At 63.1% G+C, this 19,198-nt stretch carries 22 protein-coding genes; 19 read left to right on the top strand and 3 right to left on the bottom strand.

The genetic code is table 11. The features are described 5' to 3' along the window. Nucleotides 1-7: 7 nt before the first annotated feature. Nucleotides 8-244 carry a hypothetical protein gene (locus H7B90_RS23005; protein WP_185138240.1) on the bottom strand — a complete coding sequence of 79 codons (237 nt, stop codon included), beginning with the start codon at nucleotides 242-244 and terminating at the stop codon, nucleotides 8-10. A gap of 135 nt (nucleotides 245-379) precedes the next feature. Here H7B90_RS23005 and spoVAC point away from each other — a divergent pair, with 135 nt between their 5' ends. The 16 genes from spoVAC to H7B90_RS33740 all read left to right on the top strand — a co-directional run bounded on the left by spoVAC (nucleotide 380) and on the right by H7B90_RS33740 (nucleotide 15,226). After that, nucleotides 380-868 (top strand): stage V sporulation protein AC, encoded by a 489-nt coding sequence (spoVAC, locus tag H7B90_RS23000; protein WP_185138239.1) that lies wholly within the window; start codon nucleotides 380-382, stop codon nucleotides 866-868. Nucleotides 869-872: 4 nt separating this feature from the next. Continuing rightward, complete coding sequence (gene spoVAD, locus H7B90_RS22995) at nucleotides 873-1,904, top strand: stage V sporulation protein AD (protein WP_185138238.1); 1,032 nt, start codon at nucleotides 873-875, stop codon at nucleotides 1,902-1,904. A 7-nt stretch (nucleotides 1,905-1,911) separates the two neighbouring features. Further along, nucleotides 1,912-2,262: a stage V sporulation protein AE gene (spoVAE, locus tag H7B90_RS22990; RefSeq protein ID WP_185138237.1), complete on the top strand. Its 351-nt coding sequence runs from the start codon at nucleotides 1,912-1,914 to the stop codon at nucleotides 2,260-2,262. 193 nt (nucleotides 2,263-2,455) lie between these two features. Next, nucleotides 2,456-3,409, top strand: a complete 954-nt coding sequence (locus tag H7B90_RS22985; RefSeq protein ID WP_185138236.1) for an AAA family ATPase — start codon at nucleotides 2,456-2,458, stop codon at nucleotides 3,407-3,409. 2 nt (nucleotides 3,410-3,411) lie between these two features. Beyond that, nucleotides 3,412-4,659, top strand: a complete 1,248-nt coding sequence (locus tag H7B90_RS22980) for a DUF58 domain-containing protein (RefSeq protein ID WP_185138235.1) — start codon at nucleotides 3,412-3,414, stop codon at nucleotides 4,657-4,659. Continuing rightward, nucleotides 4,656-6,905, top strand: a complete 2,250-nt coding sequence (locus H7B90_RS22975) for a transglutaminase TgpA family protein (RefSeq protein WP_185138234.1) — start codon at nucleotides 4,656-4,658, stop codon at nucleotides 6,903-6,905. Before H7B90_RS22980 ends, H7B90_RS22975 begins: the two co-directional genes overlap by 4 nt. A gap of 366 nt (nucleotides 6,906-7,271) precedes the next feature. Further along, a complete protein-coding gene (locus H7B90_RS22970; protein ID WP_185138233.1) occupies nucleotides 7,272-7,796 on the top strand; it encodes a YqeG family HAD IIIA-type phosphatase in 525 nt (174 codons plus the stop codon). A 17-nt stretch (nucleotides 7,797-7,813) separates the two neighbouring features. Continuing rightward, a complete protein-coding gene (gene yqeH, locus H7B90_RS22965) occupies nucleotides 7,814-8,920 on the top strand; it encodes a ribosome biogenesis GTPase YqeH (protein ID WP_185138266.1) in 1,107 nt (368 codons plus the stop codon). Between the two features lie 101 nt (nucleotides 8,921-9,021). After that, nucleotides 9,022-9,882, top strand: a complete 861-nt coding sequence (locus H7B90_RS22960; RefSeq protein WP_185138232.1) for a shikimate dehydrogenase — start codon at nucleotides 9,022-9,024, stop codon at nucleotides 9,880-9,882. Between the two features lie 17 nt (nucleotides 9,883-9,899). Further along, nucleotides 9,900-10,193, top strand: coding sequence for a ribosome assembly RNA-binding protein YhbY (gene yhbY, locus H7B90_RS22955; protein WP_185138231.1), 294 nt, complete (start codon nucleotides 9,900-9,902; stop codon nucleotides 10,191-10,193). Between the two features lie 115 nt (nucleotides 10,194-10,308). After that, nucleotides 10,309-10,896, top strand: a complete 588-nt coding sequence (gene nadD / locus H7B90_RS22950) for a nicotinate-nucleotide adenylyltransferase (protein ID WP_185138265.1) — start codon at nucleotides 10,309-10,311, stop codon at nucleotides 10,894-10,896. Further along, nucleotides 10,886-11,470: a bis(5'-nucleosyl)-tetraphosphatase (symmetrical) YqeK gene (gene yqeK, locus H7B90_RS22945; RefSeq protein WP_185138230.1), complete on the top strand. Its 585-nt coding sequence runs from the start codon at nucleotides 10,886-10,888 to the stop codon at nucleotides 11,468-11,470. The genes nadD and yqeK overlap by 11 nt, the downstream gene beginning before the upstream one ends. Before the next feature lie 18 nt (nucleotides 11,471-11,488). Continuing rightward, nucleotides 11,489-11,833, top strand: coding sequence for a ribosome silencing factor (rsfS, locus tag H7B90_RS22940; RefSeq protein ID WP_185138229.1), 345 nt, complete (start codon nucleotides 11,489-11,491; stop codon nucleotides 11,831-11,833). Beyond that, nucleotides 11,830-12,786 carry a CvfB family protein gene (locus H7B90_RS22935; RefSeq protein ID WP_185138228.1) on the top strand — a complete coding sequence of 319 codons (957 nt, stop codon included), beginning with the start codon at nucleotides 11,830-11,832 and terminating at the stop codon, nucleotides 12,784-12,786. The genes rsfS and H7B90_RS22935 overlap by 4 nt, the downstream gene beginning before the upstream one ends. Nucleotides 12,787-12,950: 164 nt before the next feature. Next, nucleotides 12,951-13,745, top strand: a complete 795-nt coding sequence (locus H7B90_RS22930) for a class I SAM-dependent DNA methyltransferase (RefSeq protein WP_185138227.1) — start codon at nucleotides 12,951-12,953, stop codon at nucleotides 13,743-13,745. Nucleotides 13,746-13,972: 227 nt separating this feature from the next. Then, a complete protein-coding gene (locus H7B90_RS33740) occupies nucleotides 13,973-15,226 on the top strand; it encodes a cupin domain-containing protein (protein ID WP_185138226.1) in 1,254 nt (417 codons plus the stop codon). Nucleotides 15,227-15,351: 125 nt separating this feature from the next. Here the strand turns inward: H7B90_RS33740 and H7B90_RS22920 are convergent, their stop codons facing one another. Next, nucleotides 15,352-16,593, bottom strand: a complete 1,242-nt coding sequence (locus H7B90_RS22920) for an MFS transporter (protein ID WP_185138225.1) — start codon at nucleotides 16,591-16,593, stop codon at nucleotides 15,352-15,354. 198 nt (nucleotides 16,594-16,791) lie between these two features. Between H7B90_RS22920 and H7B90_RS22915 the strand changes: the two genes are divergently transcribed. Further along, entirely contained in the window at nucleotides 16,792-17,184 is a 393-nt protein-coding gene (locus tag H7B90_RS22915) for a VOC family protein (RefSeq protein ID WP_185138224.1), read from the top strand. A 3-nt stretch (nucleotides 17,185-17,187) separates the two neighbouring features. Continuing rightward, nucleotides 17,188-17,943, top strand: a complete 756-nt coding sequence (locus H7B90_RS22910) for a class I SAM-dependent methyltransferase (RefSeq protein ID WP_185138223.1) — start codon at nucleotides 17,188-17,190, stop codon at nucleotides 17,941-17,943. Between the two features lie 86 nt (nucleotides 17,944-18,029). Here the strand turns inward: H7B90_RS22910 and H7B90_RS22905 are convergent, their stop codons facing one another. Beyond that, entirely contained in the window at nucleotides 18,030-18,614 is a 585-nt protein-coding gene (locus tag H7B90_RS22905) for an NAD(P)H oxidoreductase (protein WP_185138222.1), read from the bottom strand. 171 nt (nucleotides 18,615-18,785) lie between these two features. Here H7B90_RS22905 and H7B90_RS22900 point away from each other — a divergent pair, with 171 nt between their 5' ends. Continuing rightward, entirely contained in the window at nucleotides 18,786-19,142 is a 357-nt protein-coding gene (locus H7B90_RS22900; protein ID WP_185138221.1) for a winged helix-turn-helix transcriptional regulator, read from the top strand. Nucleotides 19,143-19,198: the final 56 nt, after the last annotated feature.

The following is a 19,198-nucleotide window of genomic DNA, read 5'->3' as shown; positions in this document are numbered from 1 at the left end:
CCTCCCGTTATTGCCACGGACGATAAGAGAGCGGCGCCTGAATCGTGTCGTTGAACGACAGCTGCCGCCCGCAGCTCATCCCCGTATGGAAGCCGCTGTTGTACGACCATTGAAGGATGGTCTCGATCTGGTTCGTCTGCTCCTCGGTCAACCGGAACCGCTCGCGCAGTCCCTCCATCTCCTTCTTCATGTCGCCGATGAAGAATTTGCGGCTCTCCGCCTTCCAGCCTTCGGAATCCAACATTTGCATCCCCTCCTCGTGTATCAGCATAACCAGTTCCGGCCGGACCTAACCTTCGGGGACTGACATACTTCGCCCCCCTTTGGCAAATAATGAAGCGGACGCCGCCCGATTGCGGAAGGAAAGGGGAGAGTCCGTATGGCAACCAAGGAAGCGCAGCGAGGGGCCTACAAGCCGTTGTCCATGTCGCCCAAAGAGTATAAGGCGTTCGCCAAAAACCGCGAGCCCGCCCGATCGGTATTCAAAAATTGCGTCCGGGCGTTCGTGATCGGAGGACTCGTCTGCTTGATCGGGCAAGGAGTCCAGCAGTTCTTCATGGCGGCGTTCCACATGAACGAGCGGCAAGCGGGCAATCCGACCGTCGCCGTCATGATCCTGATCTCCGTCATCCTGACGTGCCTGGGGGTTTACGACAAGATCGCCCAGTGGGCAGGCGCCGGAACGGCCGTGCCCGTCACCGGCTTCGCGAACGCGATGTGCTCGGCGGCGATCGAGCATCGGAGCGAAGGGCTCGTGCTGGGAGTCGGAGCGAATATGTTCAAGCTAGCGGGGTCGGTCATCGTGTTCGGAGTCGTAGCCGCGTTCTTCGTCGGCATCGTTCACTGGCTGCTCGGACTGGGAGGGTGAGCCTATGCGGAGCGGAGAGCGAACGTGGCTGTTCCCGGCTCCTCCCGTCATCGTCGCGACCGGCACCGTCGTGGGTCCGGACGAAGGAGAAGGGCCGCTGGCCTCGGATTACGACCTGGTCCATCCCGACATGGAGCTGCAGCAGCCTTCCTGGGAGAAGGCGGAGCGGCTTCTTCTGGAGCAGGCGTCCGATATCGCCGTGAGCAAGGCGGGGCTGAAGAAGGAGCAGATCCAGTTCTACGTCGGCGGGGACCTGCTGAACCAGATCATCAGCAGCACCTTCGCGGCCCGCTCGTTCGGGGCTCCGTACATCGGAGTGTTCGGAGCGTGCTCCACCTCGATGGAGTCGCTGGCCCTCGCTTCCTTGATGGTCGCCTCCGGCGCCGCGGATACCGTCATGGCCGGGACGAGCAGCCACAATTGCACCGTGGAAAAGCAGTTCCGCTATCCGACCGAGTACGGTTCGCAGAAGCCCCCGACCGCCCAATATACGGTGACGGGAGCGGGCGCCGCGATCGTCGCGAAGGCGGGATCGGGGCCGCGGGTGACGGCCGCCACGATCGGCAAGGTCGTGGATCTCGGCATCAAGGACCCGTTCAACATGGGGGCGGCCATGGCGCCCGCGGCCGTCGATACGATCCAGGCCCACCTGCAGGATACGGGCCGGGAGCCGGGTTATTACGATCTGATCGTGACCGGAGACCTGGCGGGCGTCGGCCATCCGATCGCGGCGGAGATTCTGGAGCGCAACGGCGTTCCGATGGAGCAGACGCTGTTCCGGGATTGCGGCCTCATGGTCTACGACGTCGCGAAGCAGAAGGTGCAGGCCGGGGGGAGCGGCTGCGCCTGCTCGGCCGTCGTCGCCTACGGGCACCTGCTCAAGCGGATGGCCAAGGGCGAGCTGAAGAGGATTCTGGTCGTGGCCACCGGGGCGCTCCTCAGCCCGCTCTCCTACCAGCAGGGCGAGACGATTCCATGCGTCGCTCACGCCGTCGCCATCGAAGCGGACGCGTCGCTTGAAGGAAAGGAGGCATAACGATATCATGCAATACTTGTGGGCGTTCATCGTCGGCGGAGGAATCTGCCTGATCGGCCAGCTGCTGTTCGACGTCGCCAAGCTGACTCCGGCCCATACGATGGCGATTCTCGTCGTGGCGGGAGCGGTCATCGACGGCATCGGCTGGTACGAGCCGCTGATCGACTTCGCGGGGGCGGGGGCGACCGTGCCGATCACGAGCTTCGGCAACTCGCTCGTTCACGGGGCGCTGACGGAGCTGAAGCGGGACGGGTGGATCGGGGTCATCACCGGCATCTTCGAGGTGACCAGCGCCGGCATCTCCGCGGCCATCATCTTCTCGTTCCTGGCCGCCTTGGTCGTGAAGCCGAAGGGCTGAGCCTCGCTTTTTTTGTCGGCCGCCGTCGAATCTCCATAAGTTACCGAACGTCGTCCAAAGCCTGCCGCGCCGCGGTTTGGCTTTTTTTATATGCAGATTTGTAGGATTGCAAAATTTACGGCCCCCTCCAAAATCAGGTATAATAAGATAGGTTTTATAAAGGTTATCCAAGATTCCATAGGAGGATTCGGGCATGGAACAACAGCAAGCGATGCAATTGTTGGATCTCATACGGCGCAATATGGAATCTTGCATCTTCGGCAAAAAAGACGAAATTACGTGGATGCTCACCGCTCTGGCGGCGGGAGGACACGTTCTGATCGAGGACGTGCCCGGCACCGGCAAGACGCAGATGGTCAAGTCGCTCGCGCGCTCCATCGGGGGCGAATTCCATCGCATTCAATGCAATCCGGATCTTCTTCCTACCGATATAACGGGAGTCTCGATCTATCATCCGAAGCAGGAGCAATTCGTGTTCCGGCCGGGGCCGGTCATGGCGAACGTCCTGCTCGCCGACGAGATCAACCGCGCGACGACGAAGACGCAATCCGCCCTTCTGGAGGCGATGGAGGAGCGCCACGTCTCCGTCGACGGCGTCACGTACCCGCTGCCGCGGCCGTTCGTGCTGTTCGCGACGCAGAATCCGATCGAATTCGACGGCACCTACAGCCTCCCGGAAGCGCAGCTCGACCGGTTCCTGATGAAGATCTCCCTGGGCTACCCGGACGAAGCGTCCGAGAAGCGCCTCATTACCGAGCCTGGGGCCGGGCGTTCGGCCGACGGCCTCGCGGCGGTCGCGTCCGTGGAGGACATCCTGGAGATCCAGGCGGCGACGGAAGCCGTCCATCTGGAGGGCAGCGTCGCGGACTACCTGATCTCTCTCATCCGCGGCACGAGAAGCCATCCGTCCGTCCTGCTCGGAGCGAGCCCGCGGGCGGGAATCGCCCTCGCGTCGTGCGCGAAGGCGTTCGCCCTGCTGCAGCGCAGATCCTTCGTGCTGCCTGACGACGTGAAGGCGGTCGCTCCTCTCGTGCTCGGCCACCGGCTTCACCTGAAGTCCGAAGCGCGCATGCAGGGGGCGAACGCGGCCAGCGTCCTGCAGGACGTGCTGCGCCAGATTCCGGTGCCCGTCGGGATGGAGCGCTGACGATGAACAGGCTTCTGGCGGCCCGCATCGGGTGGTGGAGCGCCGCCCTGTATTTATTCTCTTTATTCTTCCTCGTCTTCCAGGGCGGCAAGACGTCGTTAATGCTGTTCGTCATGCTGAACGCCCTCGGCTTGTATTTGCTGTTGGGCCGGTGGAGCGGAATCGGCCAAGTCCAAGGGACGCGCACGCTGGAGGACGCCGCTCAAGCGTCGCTGGCGACGATTCCGGCCGGAGCGCGGCTGCGGATCAAGCTGCAGATCCAGATTCCGGGCTTCTGGCCGCTCCCTTATATCATCGTGAGAGAGAAGCTGACCCGCCTCTCGGGCTCCGACTCCCAGGATTACGAGCTGTCCGTCGTTCCCGACTACCGCAGGCGCGGCACTCTCGTCTACGAGACGGCTCCGCTAAGACGGGGGCGGTATCGGTTCCAGCGGACGCACTGCTCGACGAGGGACATCTTCGGCTTGTTCGAGCATAAGGGCTCCTTCGAACAGCCGCTCGAGGTCAAGGTCTCGCCCCGGACGGTGGCTCTGCGCGACTGGAAGATGCTGCAGCGGTCGAGGACGGGCGTCGTCCAGCAGAAGCTGCTGTCGGCGTGGTCCCGCGAGACGACGCAGATCGACGGAGTCCGGGAATATATCCACGGCGACAGGATGTCCCGCATTCATTGGAACGCGACGGCGAGAACGGGCGAATGGAAGTCCAAGGAGTACGAGAGGGAGGCGCTGCCCCGGCTCGTCGTCGTCCTGGACCGTCGTTCCTCTTCGTACCGGACGTCCGAAGCGTTCGAGCTGGCCGTGTCCGTCTCGGCCTCGCTTCTCGAGATGGCGGCTCGCAAGAACATGCCGCTCGGCTTCGTCTCCGCGGGCGCGGAGAGACGCTGGTTCGGGGTCGGCCGCGCCTCCGGAACCCGGGAAGAAGCGCTCGACCACTTGATCGACGCGGAGGCCGACGGGACGGGAGAACTCGGCGACGTGCTGTGCGAGGCGTCCGAGCGGTTCGAACCGGGCGCTTACTTGATCTTCGTGAGCCCCAAGACCGAGGATTCCGTCGCGCGGGCTCTCGAGACGCTCGACTCGCGGAAGCAGATCGCCAGCCACGTCCATATCGCGGACCGGACGGCCGGCGACGCGGAAGGACAGAAGCGGCTGCTTCAGTGGCAGCGAATGTTCCGCGTGAAGGGCTGGGACTGCTGCACCGTGTCCCGCCTGGACGATCTGCCGCAGGCGCTGGAGGTGGGAGCCGTATGAACCAAGCCGCGCAGCCCGCCTCCGCCCGGAGGAAGGAAGCCGTCCTCTGGCGCAAGCTCCTGCTGGAGCGGCTGCACCGATTGTTCTCGCTAATTCTCGTGCTTCAATTAATCCATTGCTTCGGCGATTACTGGTGGACGGAGACGTACCGCGTCGTCTACGCGACGCTCGCCGTCTACGGAATCACCGAGCTGCTCATCTCCCGCGCGCTGGCGCTGCGCCTGATCTTGCAGGTCGCCGCGGCGCTCGTCGCGGCCGCCGTCTACGCGCCGGTGCGATGGCTCGGCTGGCCGCTGTCCTGGCGCAGCTGGGACGAGGTCCGGCACTTCTTCGCCGCGCACGGAGAGCAGTTCCATCCGTTCGCGGAGCTGGCCTTGGGCGCCCTGCTCGTCGCGCACGCGCTGGCGGCATGGGGAACGAACCGGGCGCGGACGATCGCGATCGTCCTGGTCACGGTCTTCACCCTGGCGGCGATCGACTCCTACTTCCCTTACGAGCTGTGGCCGAACATCGCTTGGGCCGTGCTCGCGGGACTGGGCTGGCTCGTCGTCATCCATCTCCGCCAGCTGAGGGACCGGCATTACGACAGCTGGGAAGCGCTGGCCGAGAGGCCGCTCGAGCTGATGCTGCCCGCGGTCGTCGTCATCGGCGTTCTTATCCTGGCCGGCGTCCTTATGCCGCGCGCTCCGGTTCTGCTGGAGGATCCGTATACGATCTGGATGGAAGCCCAGAACAAGGAGGTTCCGAGTCTAGCCGGCGAGGGCGGGTACCTCATCAACGGCTCGCCTTTGTCGCCGGGAAGCTCCGGCTCCGCCAAGTCGGGGTACGGACGCAACGACACGCAGATCGGCGGAGGCTTCCAGTTCGATTATTCCCCCGTCATGCAGGTTACGACGACGCAGAAGGCGTACTGGCGGGGAGAGACGAAGGCGGTGTATACCGGCAAGGGCTGGAGCGACCGCAAGGGCATGGAGACGGTGCCGGCTTCCGCCGGCGACAAGAACCTGCCGCTCGACCCCCCGAGGGAGAAGAAGGAGGGGGTTCGCGAAGTCGTCCAGACCGTCACGATGATCCGCAAGGACCGGGTACCGGTTCTGTTCGCCGCGGGCCCGCCTTCGGGAATCGAGGAGATCAAGGGCGGGAACAACCCGAAGCTGTTCTGGAATTCGGAGGAATGGGAGCTGCGATTCCAGCGGCCGACGCAGCTCGAGTCGTACACGGTCGTCTCCGAAGTCCAGGAGCTGGACGAGAACCGTCTCCGCTCGCTGTCCGCCGTTCCGAAGGACGGCCGGGCTTCCGTCGACCTGTCGCCGTACCTGCAGCTTCCGACCTCCGTGCCGAAGCGGGTGCGCGATCTGGCCGAGCAGGTGACGGAAGGAGCGACCGACGACTACGACAAGCTGAAGAAGCTGGAGTCGTACCTCAGCACGACATACCCGTATACGAACACGCCGGACACGGGCAAGCAGAAGAGCTCGGACGTCGTGGACGCGTTCCTGTTCGAGATTCAGGAAGGCTATTGCGATTACTACTCGACGGCGTTCGTCGTGATGGCCCGCACGCTCGGCCTTCCGACCCGCTGGGTCAAGGGCTACACGTCCGGCTCCAATCCGGCGGACGAGGAGAGGGCCCGGTACGGGGGCGGCTACACCCCGGACCCGGACGGCGCCGGCACGTACACGGTTCGCAACGCCGACGCCCACTCCTGGGCCGAAGCCTACTTCGAGGGCTACGGCTGGGTTCCGTTCGAGCCGACCGCCGGGTTCAGCATTCCGCTTCCGCTGCCCAAGGATGCGCCGCTCCCGACGAGCGACGTTACGGAGACGATTCAGACTCCCGACGAAGAGACGGTCGAACCGGCGTCGGCGGACTGGTCGAAGCCCGTCGCTATCGCGGCCGGAGCGCTTCTCGTCGTGTTGGCGGCGGCATGGGCCGTCTGGAAGCGCCGCAGCCTGCTCGCTTCCTGGAAGCGGCTGCGCCACCGCGGGGCGACGCCGAACCAGCGGATCGTCCGCGAGATGGAGAGCCTCGTCTCGTTCATGCAGCGAAGAGGGTTCAAGCGCAATCCGCACGAGACGCTCCGGGAGACGTTCGCGGGCTGGAGCGGTCGCTTCGGATCGCTGAGAGCCGAATTCGAAGGCGTGCTTCAGCAATTCGAGTCGGCCCGCTACGGCGGCGAACGGGTGGACGAGGAAGCCTGCGCCCGGTTCGCGGAGACCGCGGAGAGAATTCGCAAGGCGCTCTGATCGGGTAAACGAATAGATCGGCGGCAGTCATGGACGGGTTCCAAGTCTTGGGCTGCCGCCGCTTTTTTTTTCAGGAAGGCGTAGTTCGATATTTATCCTGATCCTGGTTGCGTGCGCGACGGTCTTCGTTGAATCGTTAGCATGGCGGCTGGAGACCTTATTCTACAAATCGGCGCCCGCTCGGCTCCGCGGCTCGAAGCGGAATCTTGGGACCGGCCGGGAAATTCCGCCGCGGACGCAGCGAGGCGGGGGGCGCAAGTCAAGCAAGCGCCTCGGCGAACGAGGCTTTCCCGCCTTTTGCAAGGAATCGCGGGGTGTGGTATATTTTGTTCAATCATTTCGATAGAGACAGGGGATTAATCGGGAATGTTCCAACGGTTGCTGCCGGATCAAATCGTGAACACCGTTTTTGATATCGATTTGCAGGCCTTGAAGACCCGCGGCGTCCGCGGCATTATCACCGACCTGGACAATACGCTGGTCGGAGCCCGCACGCCTCTCGCGACGCCGGAACTGATCGCTTGGCTGGAGCGGGTGAAGCAGCAGGGGTTCCAGGTCGTGATTCTGTCCAACAACAACCAGACCCGGGTATCCACGTTCGCGAAGCCTCTCGGCATCCCGTACATACCGGCCGCCCGCAAGCCGTTCGGAGGAGCGTTCCGCCGGGCGCTCGCGCAGCTGAAGCTCGAGCCGAAGCAGGCGGTCGTCGTCGGCGACCAGATGCTGACGGACGTGCTGGGAGGCCGAAGGATGGGGCTGCACACGATTCTGGTCACGCCCATCGCTCCCGGCGAGGAAGGCTGGGGAACGCAGATCAACCGGCGAATCGAGAAGATCGCCCTGTCCCGGCTGCGCAAGAAGGGCTTGTGGCCGGAGAAGGAGGGACGCTGATTTTGCCTGAACCAACCATGACGAAGAATCGCTGCGCCGGCTGCGGCATCGCTCTGCAGACGAGCGAGAAGGATCGGCCGGGGTTCGTCCCGGAAGGGGCGCTGGCCCGCGAGCCGGTCATCTGCCAGCGCTGCTTCCGGATCAAGAATTACAACGACGCGTCTTCGGTCGCCATCGACCAAGACGATTTTCTGCGTTTGCTCGGAGGCATCGCCTCGACGAGCAGCCTTGTCGTGCACATCGTCGACCTGTTCGACTTCGAAGGCAGCCTGATCTCCGGCTTGCAGCGCTTCGTCGGGAGCAACCCCGTGCTGCTCGTCGTGAACAAGATCGACCTGCTGCCCCGGGTGACCAATTGGAACCGGCTGCGCAACTGGGTGCAGAAGCAGGCTCGCGCGAACGGGCTGAAGGTCGCCGACGTCGTTCTATGCAGCGCCCGGCGCAACATCGGCTTCGACCGCGTCGTCGAGACGATCGCCGAGCTGCGCGGCGACCGCGACGTGTACGTCGTCGGCGCCACGAACGTCGGGAAGAGCACGCTCGTCAACCGGCTTATCGCCGATTACAGCGATCTGCACCGGGAGCTGACCGTCTCCCGCTATCCGGGGACGACGCTCGACGCCGTCCATATTCCGCTCGAGGACGGACGGAGCATTATCGACACGCCGGGAATCGTCTACAAGTCCCGGCTGTCCGAGGTCATTCCGCGCGAGAGCCTGCAGGCCGTCCTGCCGGAGAAGCCGCTCAAGCCGATGACCTATCAGCTGAACGCCAAGCAGACGCTGTTCTTCGGCGGCCTCGCCCGCTTCGACTTCGTCGAGGGAGACCACCAGTCGTTCACGGCGTACGTCTCCCAAGGCTTGCCGATTCACCGGACGAAGCTGGAGAAGGCCGACGAGCTGTACGAGGCGCACAAGGGAGAGATGCTGTCCCCGCCTTCGCGCGAAGGCCTGGAGAGCGTCCCGCCCTGGACCCGCCATACGCTGAGAATCCAGCCGAACTCCGACGCGGACGTGTTCGTGTCCGGCCTCGGCTGGATCCGGGCGAACGGCAAGTCCGGAGCGCTCGTGGACGTCTACGCGCCCAAGGGCGTCAAAGTGCTGCTTCGCGAAGCGATCGTGTAGGGCGGCAACCCGCTGTTTTTCCAATTGAATGTCTTGTCCGGAACGATCGCCGGGAAGAAGTTCCGCGGGGAGAAGAGGAGATTAAAAGGGGAACTTAGGCTATGGACAGTCATACGGTGTTATACGGAGTGATCGGGGACCCGATCCGCCATTCCCGGTCGCCGGTCATGCTCAACCGCGCGTTCCGGGAGGCGGGAATCAACGGCGCGTACGGCGCCTTCCACGTCGCTCCGGAACGGCTCGGGGAAGCGATCGCGGGCATTCGCGCCCTCGGCTTCCGCGGGCTTAACGTGACGATCCCGCACAAGATCGAAGCGATGGCGCATCTGGACGAGATCGACGAGGGAGCCCGCGCGATCGGCGCGGTGAACACGATCGTGAACGAGAACGGGCGCCTGATCGGCTACAACACGGACGGAATCGGCTACGTCCGTTCCTTGAAGGAAGAGGCGGAGCCGAATCTGGCCGGGAAGAAGATCGTCGTCGTCGGATGCGGAGGCGCCGCCAGGGGAATCGTCTGGGCGCTCGCCCGCGAGAATCCGGGAGCGATCGTCCTGACGAACCGGACGGCGGAGAGGGCCCGCGAGCTGGCGGCGTTCTTCGCGCGGCCGGACGTAACCGCCGCGGATTGGGGCCGGCTGAAGGACGAGTGCGCGGACGCGGACGTCGTCGTCAACACGACCTCGGTCGGCATGTCGCCGGACGTGGACGCGACTCCGCTCGACCCCGCTTGGCTGAAGCCGGGCGCCGTCGCCAGCGACCTGATCTACAATCCGCTGAAGACCGCCTTTCTGAAGGGGGCGGAAGAACGGGGCTGCCGCGTTCACGGCGGGCTCGGCATGTTCGTTTACCAAGGCGCGTACGCCTTCGAATATTGGACGGGACGGCCGGCTCCGGCCGAGGCGATGCGCGCCGCGGTGCTGGAATCGTTCGATCGGCCGACGTCCCCACTTACAAGATGAAAGCAGGTTCAACGCTTATGCTAACCGGCAAACAAAAGAGATTTCTTCGCTCGCAGGCGCACCATCTCGACCCGATCTTCCAGGTCGGCAAAGGCGGGGTCAACGATCAATTGATCCGCCACATCGAGGAAGCGATCGAGGTGCGCGAGCTGATCAAGGTGAACATTCTGAACAACAACGACGACGACCGCTTCGAAGTGGCCGAGGAGATCGCGGAGCGTTCGGGCTCCGAGCTCGTCCAGGTCATCGGCAAGACGATCGTCCTGTACAAGGAGTCCCGGGACCACAAGCAGATCGAGCTTCCCCGATAGAAGGGCTTCGAGCCGCGTCCGGAAGAGCGGAAGCGCTCGTCCGGGTTCGGTCCGGGCTTAAGGGAGGCTCCGCTCCGCTGCCGGAGGGAGTCCGCAACGAATGGAGAAGAAGACCATGAAGCGAACGGGATTGATGGGCGGGACGTTCGACCCGATCCATCTCGGCCATCTGATCGCGGCCGAAGCGGCCAGAGAGGCGGCGGGGCTGGACGAAGTCTGGTTCATCCCGACTTCCGTCCCTCCCCACAAGCCGCAGCCCGGAGCGGACGGGAGCGACCGGCGCGCCATGGCGGAGCTGGCGCTCGAAGGCCATCCTTCGTTCCGGGTGGAAGACGCCGAGCTCGCGAGAGGCGGCGTCTCTTATACGATCGATACGGTGACGGCGCTGCGGGAGCGGTATCCGGACAGGGACTTCCATTGGATCGTCGGAACGGACATGATGAACGATCTGCCCCGTTGGCGGCGCATCGAGGAGCTGGCGGAGCTCGTTCGCTTCGTCTGCCTGAAGCGAGAAGGGGAGGAGAGCGAGGAAGCGGTTCTGCCCGCTTTTCTAAGAGAACGCTTGCTTCATGCCCCGATGCCGCCGATCGGCATCTCGTCGACCGACATCCGCCTCAGGCGGAGAGAGCGCCGCTCGATTCGCTACCTGGTGCCCGAGGCCGTTCGCGAATATATCGAGGGGAAGGGCTTATATGAATCGTGAAGCGTTGATGGAAGCGACGAAGAGCCAGATGCCCGAGCGCCGGTGGAAGCACGTTCTCGGCGTCGTGGACACTGCGGTAGAGCTGGCCGACCGGTTCGGAGGCGACCGGGACAAGGCTTGGCTGGCGGCTCTGCTCCACGATTATACGAAGGCGTGGCCCATCGAGAGGATGGAGAAGATCATCCGCGAGCAGGGGCTGCCGCCCGAGCTTCTGGAACACGACAAGGAGCTGTGGCACGCCCATGTCGGTGCCTGGGTCGTGCGGACGGAGCACGGCATCGACGACGAGGAAGTGCTGGACGCGATCCGCTATCATACATCCGGAAGGGAAGGCATGACGAAGCTGGACAAGATCGTCTGCCTCGCCGATTACATGGAACCGGGAAGAGACTTCCCGGGCGTGAATAAGATACGCGAACTGGCCCAACATAATCTGGAAGAAGCGCTGCTCGCCGGGTTCGATTCGACGATCCGGCTGCTGCTGGACAAGGGGAAGCGAATCTTCCCGTTGACGATGCTGGCGCGCAACGATCTGCTGCTGGATGTCGAGAGGCGCAAGCAAGAACGAGACTAATTCATGGGAGGCTGGGATATGGCATTATCTTCGGACAAATTGCTGCAATCGGTCGTCGAAGCGGCCGAGGAGAAGAAGGCGTACGAGCTGGTGGCGCTTAACCTGCAAGGAATCTCGCTGGTGGCGGACTACTTCCTCATCTGCCACGGGAACTCGGATACGCAGGTGCAGGCGATCGCGAACGAGATCCGCAAGCGGGCGGAGGAGCACGGAGCCCGAGTGCGTCTGGAAGGAATGGACACCGCCCGTTGGGTCTTGATCGATATGGGCGACGTCGTCGCTCACGTGTTCCATCGCGACGAGAGAGAATATTACCATCTGGAGCGGCTGTGGTCCGACGCCAAAGCCGTCACGCTCGCATGACGACGCCGGCCGCGGGAACGATCGTTACGCTTCGGGTGCGCCGGGAGAAGCCGCCTTACGGTTGGTTCCTCGGATTGGACGGGGAGGAAGCCGGACCCGAAGTGCTGCTTCCGTACGGAGAGGCCGAAGGCGCGCGCCCTGCGGAGGGCGAAGACGTCGAAGTCTTCCTGTTCCACGACGACAAAGGAAGGCTCGCGGCCACCCGGCGCAAGCCTCTTCTGACGTTGGGGCAGATGGGAAGACTGCGGATGGCCGACTTCCATCCCCGGTTCGGCTGCTTCCTGGAGATGGGGATCGGCCGCCAGCTGCTTCTGCCGATCAAGGAGCTCGGGGATCGCAGGGAGCGGTGGCCGCAGGAAGGCGACGAGCTTCATGTCGTCATGAAGCATGACAAGGAAGGGCGGATGCTCGCCCGGCTCGCGAAGATCGAGGACTTCCAGGCCGTCGCGTTCCGCGCCCCGAGCTCCTGGCATCACGAGCAGAAGGACGCCTGGGTGACCGAGACGTTCCGGGACGGCGTGTTCGTGCTCGTGGAAGGCGGAGTGCTCGGCTTCGGCGCGCTCGGCTACATCCCGGACGCCGCGATGACCCGCCCGCTGCGGCTGGGCGAGAAGGTGAGCGGCCGCGTCACGCAAGTGCGGGAAGACGGCCGGGTGACGCTGTCGATGAAGCCGCCGAAGGAGAAGGGGCGGCTCGAGGACGCCGACCGGCTGCTGGCGTTCCTCCGGGAGCGCCCGGGCGGCGCGATGCCGTACAGCGACGAATCGCCCGCGGACGTTATCCAGCGCCGGTTCGGGCTGAGCAAGTCCGCCTTCAAGCGGGCCGTCGGCAAGCTGATGAAGGAAGGGCTCGTCACGCAAGAGGGGAGCTGGACGAAGCTGACGGAAGCCGGCGCTGCCGGTGCGGAAGGCGCGGACGGCGCAGACGCTCAGGAAGGCGCGCCGCAGCTGTAGCGCGTCTGGGCTCGCGCCGGAGCGGCCGCCCGCCGAATCCGGTGAGAGCCCGCGCGAAGTCGCGAATAAGCCGGAAAAACCGTCTTGCTGGGCCCTGACCTTGTCGAGTAAAACCCGTCGCTGCAGCCGCCACCCGTCGCAATTTATCTTCTGGGGGAGAAGGAATGCGTACATACCGCCAATTCGCGTCGGTCTACGACCGGCTTATGGAAGAGATGCCCTACCCGCAGTGGCTGAACTTCGCCCGCCGCTGCTGGGAGAAGTACGGGATGCCGAAGACGGTCGTCGACTTGGGCTGCGGAACCGGCAACGTCGCCATTCCTCTCGCCAAGTCGGGGTTCTCCGTCTTCGGCATCGATCTGTCGGCCGACATGCTGGCCGTCGCCCGCAGCAAGTGGGAGGCGGGCGGAAGAACCGCCCGGACGCCCGGCGAGGAAGGCTCGATCCGCTGGCTGCAGCAGGACATGCGGGACTGGGAGCTGCCGGAGGAAGTCGACGCGGTGCTCTGCTTCTGCGACAGCCTGAATTACTTGACGGAGCATCGCGACGTGGCGGACACGTTCCGCCATACGTTCAATAATTTGGCCCCCGGAGGGCTGTTCGTCTTCGACGTGCACGCTCCGGCCCAACTGGAGAGATACGCCGACGAGCAGCCGTTCGTCCTCGACGAGAAGGACGTCGCCTACTTGTGGACGTGCGAATACGATCCCGTCCGGCGGGAGATCGATCACGATCTGACGTTCTTCGTCCGCGAGGAGGAGGAGGGGGCGGCCGGTGGAGCCGGACTCTACCGCCGCTTCGAGGAATCCCATACGCAGCGGGCTTACGAGCCGGACTGGTTGGCGGAGCAGCTGCAGGCGGCCGGCTTCGAGCTGCTGCACCGGTTCGCGGACTTCGAGTGGAAGTCGCCCGACGAGGATTCCGAACGGCTCTTCTTCGTCGCCCGCAAGCCGGCCTGAGCCCGTTCAGGTTCATCTGATCGTGGCTCCATATGATCGCGCGAGTCCGCTCGATATTTCGAAGCGGGCTTTTGGCGTTTTATAGCGTGGTCCCGAACCGGAAGAGCCGGCGCACGGGGCTGGATACCGCTAGGAGGAATCCGAAGGCCGTCGGGAATTGAAGTCATGTCTATCCGAAAAGGTCATATCCTTTACCGTCGACCCTATCACGGAAAGGATGGTCCCATTTGGCGGTATCCTACATGGATTTCACTTCTCCCGACGTCCAGTTCTTCTTCGACGTGAACAAGAACAGGGCTTTTACGACGAACAGCCGCAACTACATCAATTCTCTCGGGGTTCAGCAGCTCAACACGCTTGGCAACGCGTCGATTCTGGACATTTTTTTCTCCAAAGGCCACTACGTCGAACCCCACTACCACCAGAACGCGACCGAGCTCGTCTATTGCGTGTCGGGTGCCGTTAACGTCTCCTTCCTCAATCCGTTCACCCAAAAGCTGCAAACCGTCGTCATCCGTCCCGGGCAAGTGGCGAATGTGCCTCAAGGCTGGTGGCACTACGAAGAAGCGACGGAAGACGATACGCATCTCATCGCGATCTTCGACGCGCCTACGCCGCAAGTCATTCTCGGCTCGGATATTCTCCGCCTGACGCCGGCCCGGGCGATGGCGGAGGCGTACTGCCTCGATGAAGCGAAGTGGAAGGAAGCCGTCGCGCCGATCCGGCAGACGGTCGGAATCGGCCCCCTCGACGATTGCAGGCAAAGCCACGTCGCCGGCAAAGGCGGTTCGAAGGACACGCGTCAGCCGGCGCCCGCCAAAGATTCGCAGACCGCCGCATCCGCCACCTTTTACGGCGCTTACGCTAATTCGCCGTACCCCGGCCAGGCGGCGCCGATTCGCGTTCCGGCGACTCCATTCGCGGCGTGGGCAGGGAACGGGGGGCCGCAAGGGAACGACGGCCAGCCGGGTTACGTCCATGCGGCCTCTTCGCCGTATCCGTATCCGCCGGCGCAGGGATACTCTTACCCGAGTTATCCGGCGAATGTATACGGGCAGCAACCGCCGCCGCCGCCGTTCGCCCAAGCTAGCCCCCAGCTACGGTCGCAACCCTACTCCGTTCCCGCGCCGCAGTCCCCGCCCCAGTCATACGTCCAATCCCGGCAGAACCGCACTGCGCCATTTTCGCCACCGTACGCCCAAGCTTATCCGCAGCCCCAACCCCAATCGCAGCCATACGCTTCGCCGCAGCCCCATCCGCAACCATTCGCAGCCTCTTCGCCGCAGCCCCAACCGCAGCCATACGCCATTCCTTCGCCCCAATCCCCTGCGCAGGCATACGCTGGCGCCCGTTCCCAACCCCGGCCTCAGCCCGAGCCTCAGCGCCGGCCCCAAGCCCGGCCGGAACAGCCGAACTCGCCGCACCGCTCGGGAGACAAGGGAACCTCCGGCGACTCGAGAACCGGGAACAAGAGCGTCTAATCGAATTCGCCGACGATCCCATCTGCACGCATAGTAACACGCCAACGGCTCGACCGGCCTCGCCGGCCGGCTTTTCTTTTTGCCGTTCGGAAGACGAGCATCCGAGCCGGCGCGGTTCCTTCCGCCTAGCCTATCTCCGTCGGCTCCCCGCGGTCTTCTCTTCGATGAAGAGGAAGCAGCAACCCGAATCCGCCCACAAAACAAATTCCGGCCAATGCGTAAACGACGGGAAGCGAGAGCGTCTTCGCCGCCACGCCCGCCGCGCTCATCGCCAGGAGCATCGCCCCGGTCATCAGCGGCGTCCGAATGCCCATGACCCGGCCGATATAGGCCGGGTCGACCTGCATCATGACCAAGGCGTTATTGCCGACGAAGATGGCCGGCTGCAGCAGGGCAATGGCGAATTGCGCCGTCATCGTCAGCCACAGGACGGGGGACAGCCCGGCCAGGACGATCCCGATCCCGTCGACGAGCAATCCGATCATGAGGAGGCGCCGCGGAGCGATTTGGGCCGCGAGAGCGAAAGTCGCGATTCCTCCGATCACCTCGCCCGCTCCATACGGAATGCTGATCCATTGGACAGCCTCCGGAGGCAGACCCAATCGTTCCGTGACGAGGAAGATGCCGAGCGGCGAGATCCATCCGGCTCCGAATCCTACCAGCGTAAAACAGACCGTCAGCTTCAACAGCGTCTTGTTTGCCCAAACGTATCGAATCCCGTCCCTCATCTCCCGAAGAAGCGAAGGAGCCGGGGACTCCCGATTGGTCGACGCGTTCGACGGCTTCGGATCGGGCGGAACGAACGTCAGGGCAACGGCGGACAGAAGGAAGCAAGCGCCCGTCGCCAACACCGAGACGTCCATTCCAAGCCGCTCGTACGCCAACGTTCCCAGGATCGGACCTATGACCATAAATACGGACGTCAAGGTTTGGAGCAGAGACATGGCGGCTGTCGCCTCTTCGTCGCGGACGCAATTCTTGAACAGCTTCATGCCGGAAGGCAACGCGAACTGGGATAAGGCGGAGGAACAGAAGGCAGCGAGAAAAACGGCGCGCCAAGCGCCGGCCTCCAACAGGGCGAAGACGGCGAACACGGACAAGGAGCTCAAGCATTCGCACCAAACGATCGTTCTCTTCGGCCTCCACCTGTCCGCGAATACGCCGCCGACGAACGAGAACGCGAATATCGGCGCATACTCCGCGACGGAGATCATGGATACGGCCAAGGCATCGCCGCCCGTCGTCTCCGCCACATCCAAGAGGACGGCGAAATTGCGAATCCAGATCCCCGTCTGCGAGAACAGAGTCGACATCAGTACGGTCCGAATATAGCCGTTTCGAAGCAATGGAATGATTCCGGTCGACATCGCGAAGAACCTCCCCTGACCTTTAATCGGAATCATCTTAAGGCCTGCCTCAAGGTCAGAGTCAATCGGATTCCCCGGCGTTCTGTGCGAGTCTCCCTTTGCCTTCTTCCGAATTATGGATTATGATAAAGTTGATAAAATGAAACGAAGTTTCGCAGAATGGAACAACAAAGCGACAAACGGAGGAGGAAAAGCGGGATGGCATTCCGATTCGAAGGAATCGATCATGTGCAGTTGGCCGCCCCGGAAGGCTGCGAGCCGGAAGCCCGGTCGTTCTACGGAGGCCTGCTCGGCTGGCCCGAGCTTCCGAAGCCCGAACGGCTGCGGCCGAGGGGAGGCGTCTGGTTCCGCTGCGGACCGCACGAGGTTCATATCGGCGTGCAGCGCCCCTTCGTTCCCGCCGCCAAGGCCCATCCGGCCTTCGTCGTGCGCGATCTGGCAGCGCTCCGCCTTCATCTGGAGGGAAGCGGCGTCCGGATCGCCGAAGACGATTCGAGGGACGAGGAAGGAATCGGCCGTTTTTACGCCGAAGACCCGTTCGGGAACCGTCTGGAATTTATGGAGAGAATAAAGTCGATGAGGGAGGTTTAAGCCATGCGGAACACGGAACGGTTCACGGACCGGGTCGAGGCGTACGTCAAGTACCGTCCGGGATACCCGAAGGAAGCGATCGACTATCTGTACGGTCCCGTCGGCTTCGGGAAGGAGTCCGTCGTCGCCGACGTCGGCGCGGGGACGGGCATCTTCTCGAAGCTTCTGTTGGAGAGGGGAAGCCGGGTCGTCGCCGTCGAGCCCAACGCGGCCATGAGGGAGGCGGCGGTCGACGCTCTGGGGGACTTCCCGGGCTATCGGGCCGTCGACGGGACCGCCGAAGAGACCGGCTTGGCCGGCGGATCCGCGGATCGGGTCGTCTGCGCCCAGTCGTTCCACTGGTTCGACAGGGAGCGCGCGCGGGAGGAATTCCGCCGGATTCTGAAGCCGGGCGGCTTGACGGTTCTGATCTGGAACACGAGGCTCTCCGAGGGCACGCGGTTCCTCGAGGAATACGAATCGCTGCTGAGGACGTACGGAACGGATTATGCCGAGGTGTCCAACAAGAATATCTCGAGGGAGGCGCTCGCCGAATTCTACTTGCGAAGCCCGATGTCGGAAGCGCGCTTCGCCAACCGCCAGCTGTTCGGCTTCGAAGGATTGGCGGGACGCCTGCTCTCCTCGTCCTACGCGCCGCTGCCGGGCCATCCGAATTACGAGCCGATGATGAAGGAGCTTCGGAAGCTGTTCGACCGGAACGAGAGGGACGGGCAGGTCGCGTTCGAATACGAGACGGAGATTTACTGGGGAGAAGCGTAACAGACGATCCTGGCAAGGCGGCCTTCGTCCCGGGCTTCTCGGGATGCGAAGGCCGTTTCGTTTGGCCGCGATAAGGATCGATCGCTTCAGGTGCCGTCGCCGTAATGCAGACCAAGCTCGTAAGCCCGCGTCAGAATCCGATCGAAGACTTCCGGCCTCGAGTCGAGAGTGTCGTACAGGATCTCGAGCTTGCTGTCCGAGATTCCGCAATAGCTGGCCATTCCCACGTTGAGGAGCAAGGACATCATCTCGTCGTACTTTCTTTTCTCGAAGTGTTCCCGCGGAGCCCCCGCCAGCCCGAGCCACAGCACCTTCTGATGCGGGAGCCGACCGGTTCCGTACGCGAACCCGTCGTTCCACACCCGGTCGATATATCCCTTCAGCATAGCCGGCAGCCCGTACCACCAGATCGGGAAAATAAAGGCGAGAGCGTCGTGCCGCTTCAACCGTTCGATCTCGGCCTCCACCTCGGGCGAGTAGATTTTGCGATCGCCTCCGGCTGCCCAATCCGGCTCGTCCGCTTCCCGCAGCACGGGGTCAAACCCGCTGCGATGCAGGTCCAGCAGCTCCGTCTCGTGTCCCGCGTCGGCGAGTCCTTGAACGAATCGGGACGCCGCGGCGAACGTTAAAGAATTTTCCCTCGGATGCGATACGACGGTCAATATGTTCATAGACGCACCTTCCTTGTCTCGTCTTTTGCCTTCGGCCGAAGTACGATAAAATTATCGAGGATGCGGCGATAAATGGGAAGTACGTACTTTAAAGTGTTATAAACACTCCGAAGTGATATAGTTACCGGAAAGTAATTTTTGAACCGTGTCGCATGGGAGGAAGGTGAACCGATGGAGAGGCCGACCGCGCGAACGTACAACATCCCCGCGGAAGCGACGCTGGAGGTGATCGGGGGGAAGTGGAAGCTGTTGATTCTGTGCCACTTGAACTGCGTCCCCGAACCGATGAGAACGAGCGAGCTGAAGAAGGCGATCCCCGATATTACGCAGAAGATGCTCATTCAGCAGCTTCGGGAGCTGGAGGAGGACGGCATCGTTACGCGAACGGTCTACAATCAAGTGCCGCCGAAGGTCGTCTACGGGATGAGCGAGCTCGGTCAGTCGCTGAAGACCCTACTGGATCAACTGGACGAGTGGGGCGAGCGATATATCGGCAGTCGAGAAGGGAGAACCGTTTGTTCGGACTGAAACAACGACAAGATTTTTGGTTCTCTAACGAACCCAATGAGGCTGTCTATAAACTG

The organism is Cohnella xylanilytica (genome assembly GCF_014212175.1).
GTDB lineage: Bacteria > Bacillota > Bacilli > Paenibacillales > Paenibacillaceae > Cohnella > Cohnella xylanilytica.
This window is presented reverse-complemented; position numbering and strand designations above follow the sequence as displayed.

Bases quoted from the DNA above. Each gene is read 5' to 3' on its own strand.
- H7B90_RS23005 (WP_185138240.1), bottom strand. From the start codon at position 244: ATGTTGGATTCCGAAGGCTGGAAGGCGGAGAGCCGCAAATTCTTCATC.
- spoVAC (WP_185138239.1), top strand. From the start codon at position 380: ATGGCAACCAAGGAAGCGCAGCGAGGGGCCTACAAGCCGTTGTCCATG.
- spoVAD (WP_185138238.1), top strand. From the start codon at position 873: ATGCGGAGCGGAGAGCGAACGTGGCTGTTCCCGGCTCCTCCCGTCATC.
- spoVAE (WP_185138237.1), top strand. From the start codon at position 1,912: ATGCAATACTTGTGGGCGTTCATCGTCGGCGGAGGAATCTGCCTGATC.
- H7B90_RS22985 (WP_185138236.1), top strand. From the start codon at position 2,456: ATGGAACAACAGCAAGCGATGCAATTGTTGGATCTCATACGGCGCAAT.
- H7B90_RS22980 (WP_185138235.1), top strand. From the start codon at position 3,412: ATGAACAGGCTTCTGGCGGCCCGCATCGGGTGGTGGAGCGCCGCCCTG.
- H7B90_RS22975 (WP_185138234.1), top strand. From the start codon at position 4,656: ATGAACCAAGCCGCGCAGCCCGCCTCCGCCCGGAGGAAGGAAGCCGTC.
- H7B90_RS22970 (WP_185138233.1), top strand. From the start codon at position 7,272: ATGTTCCAACGGTTGCTGCCGGATCAAATCGTGAACACCGTTTTTGAT.
- yqeH (WP_185138266.1), top strand. From the start codon at position 7,814: ATGACGAAGAATCGCTGCGCCGGCTGCGGCATCGCTCTGCAGACGAGC.
- H7B90_RS22960 (WP_185138232.1), top strand. From the start codon at position 9,022: ATGGACAGTCATACGGTGTTATACGGAGTGATCGGGGACCCGATCCGC.
- yhbY (WP_185138231.1), top strand. From the start codon at position 9,900: ATGCTAACCGGCAAACAAAAGAGATTTCTTCGCTCGCAGGCGCACCAT.
- nadD (WP_185138265.1), top strand. From the start codon at position 10,309: ATGAAGCGAACGGGATTGATGGGCGGGACGTTCGACCCGATCCATCTC.
- yqeK (WP_185138230.1), top strand. From the start codon at position 10,886: ATGAATCGTGAAGCGTTGATGGAAGCGACGAAGAGCCAGATGCCCGAG.
- rsfS (WP_185138229.1), top strand. From the start codon at position 11,489: ATGGCATTATCTTCGGACAAATTGCTGCAATCGGTCGTCGAAGCGGCC.
- H7B90_RS22935 (WP_185138228.1), top strand. From the start codon at position 11,830: ATGACGACGCCGGCCGCGGGAACGATCGTTACGCTTCGGGTGCGCCGG.
- H7B90_RS22930 (WP_185138227.1), top strand. From the start codon at position 12,951: ATGCGTACATACCGCCAATTCGCGTCGGTCTACGACCGGCTTATGGAA.
- H7B90_RS22920 (WP_185138225.1), bottom strand. From the start codon at position 16,593: ATGTCGACCGGAATCATTCCATTGCTTCGAAACGGCTATATTCGGACC.
- H7B90_RS22915 (WP_185138224.1), top strand. From the start codon at position 16,792: ATGGCATTCCGATTCGAAGGAATCGATCATGTGCAGTTGGCCGCCCCG.
- H7B90_RS22910 (WP_185138223.1), top strand. From the start codon at position 17,188: ATGCGGAACACGGAACGGTTCACGGACCGGGTCGAGGCGTACGTCAAG.
- H7B90_RS22905 (WP_185138222.1), bottom strand. From the start codon at position 18,614: ATGAACATATTGACCGTCGTATCGCATCCGAGGGAAAATTCTTTAACG.
- H7B90_RS22900 (WP_185138221.1), top strand. From the start codon at position 18,786: ATGGAGAGGCCGACCGCGCGAACGTACAACATCCCCGCGGAAGCGACG.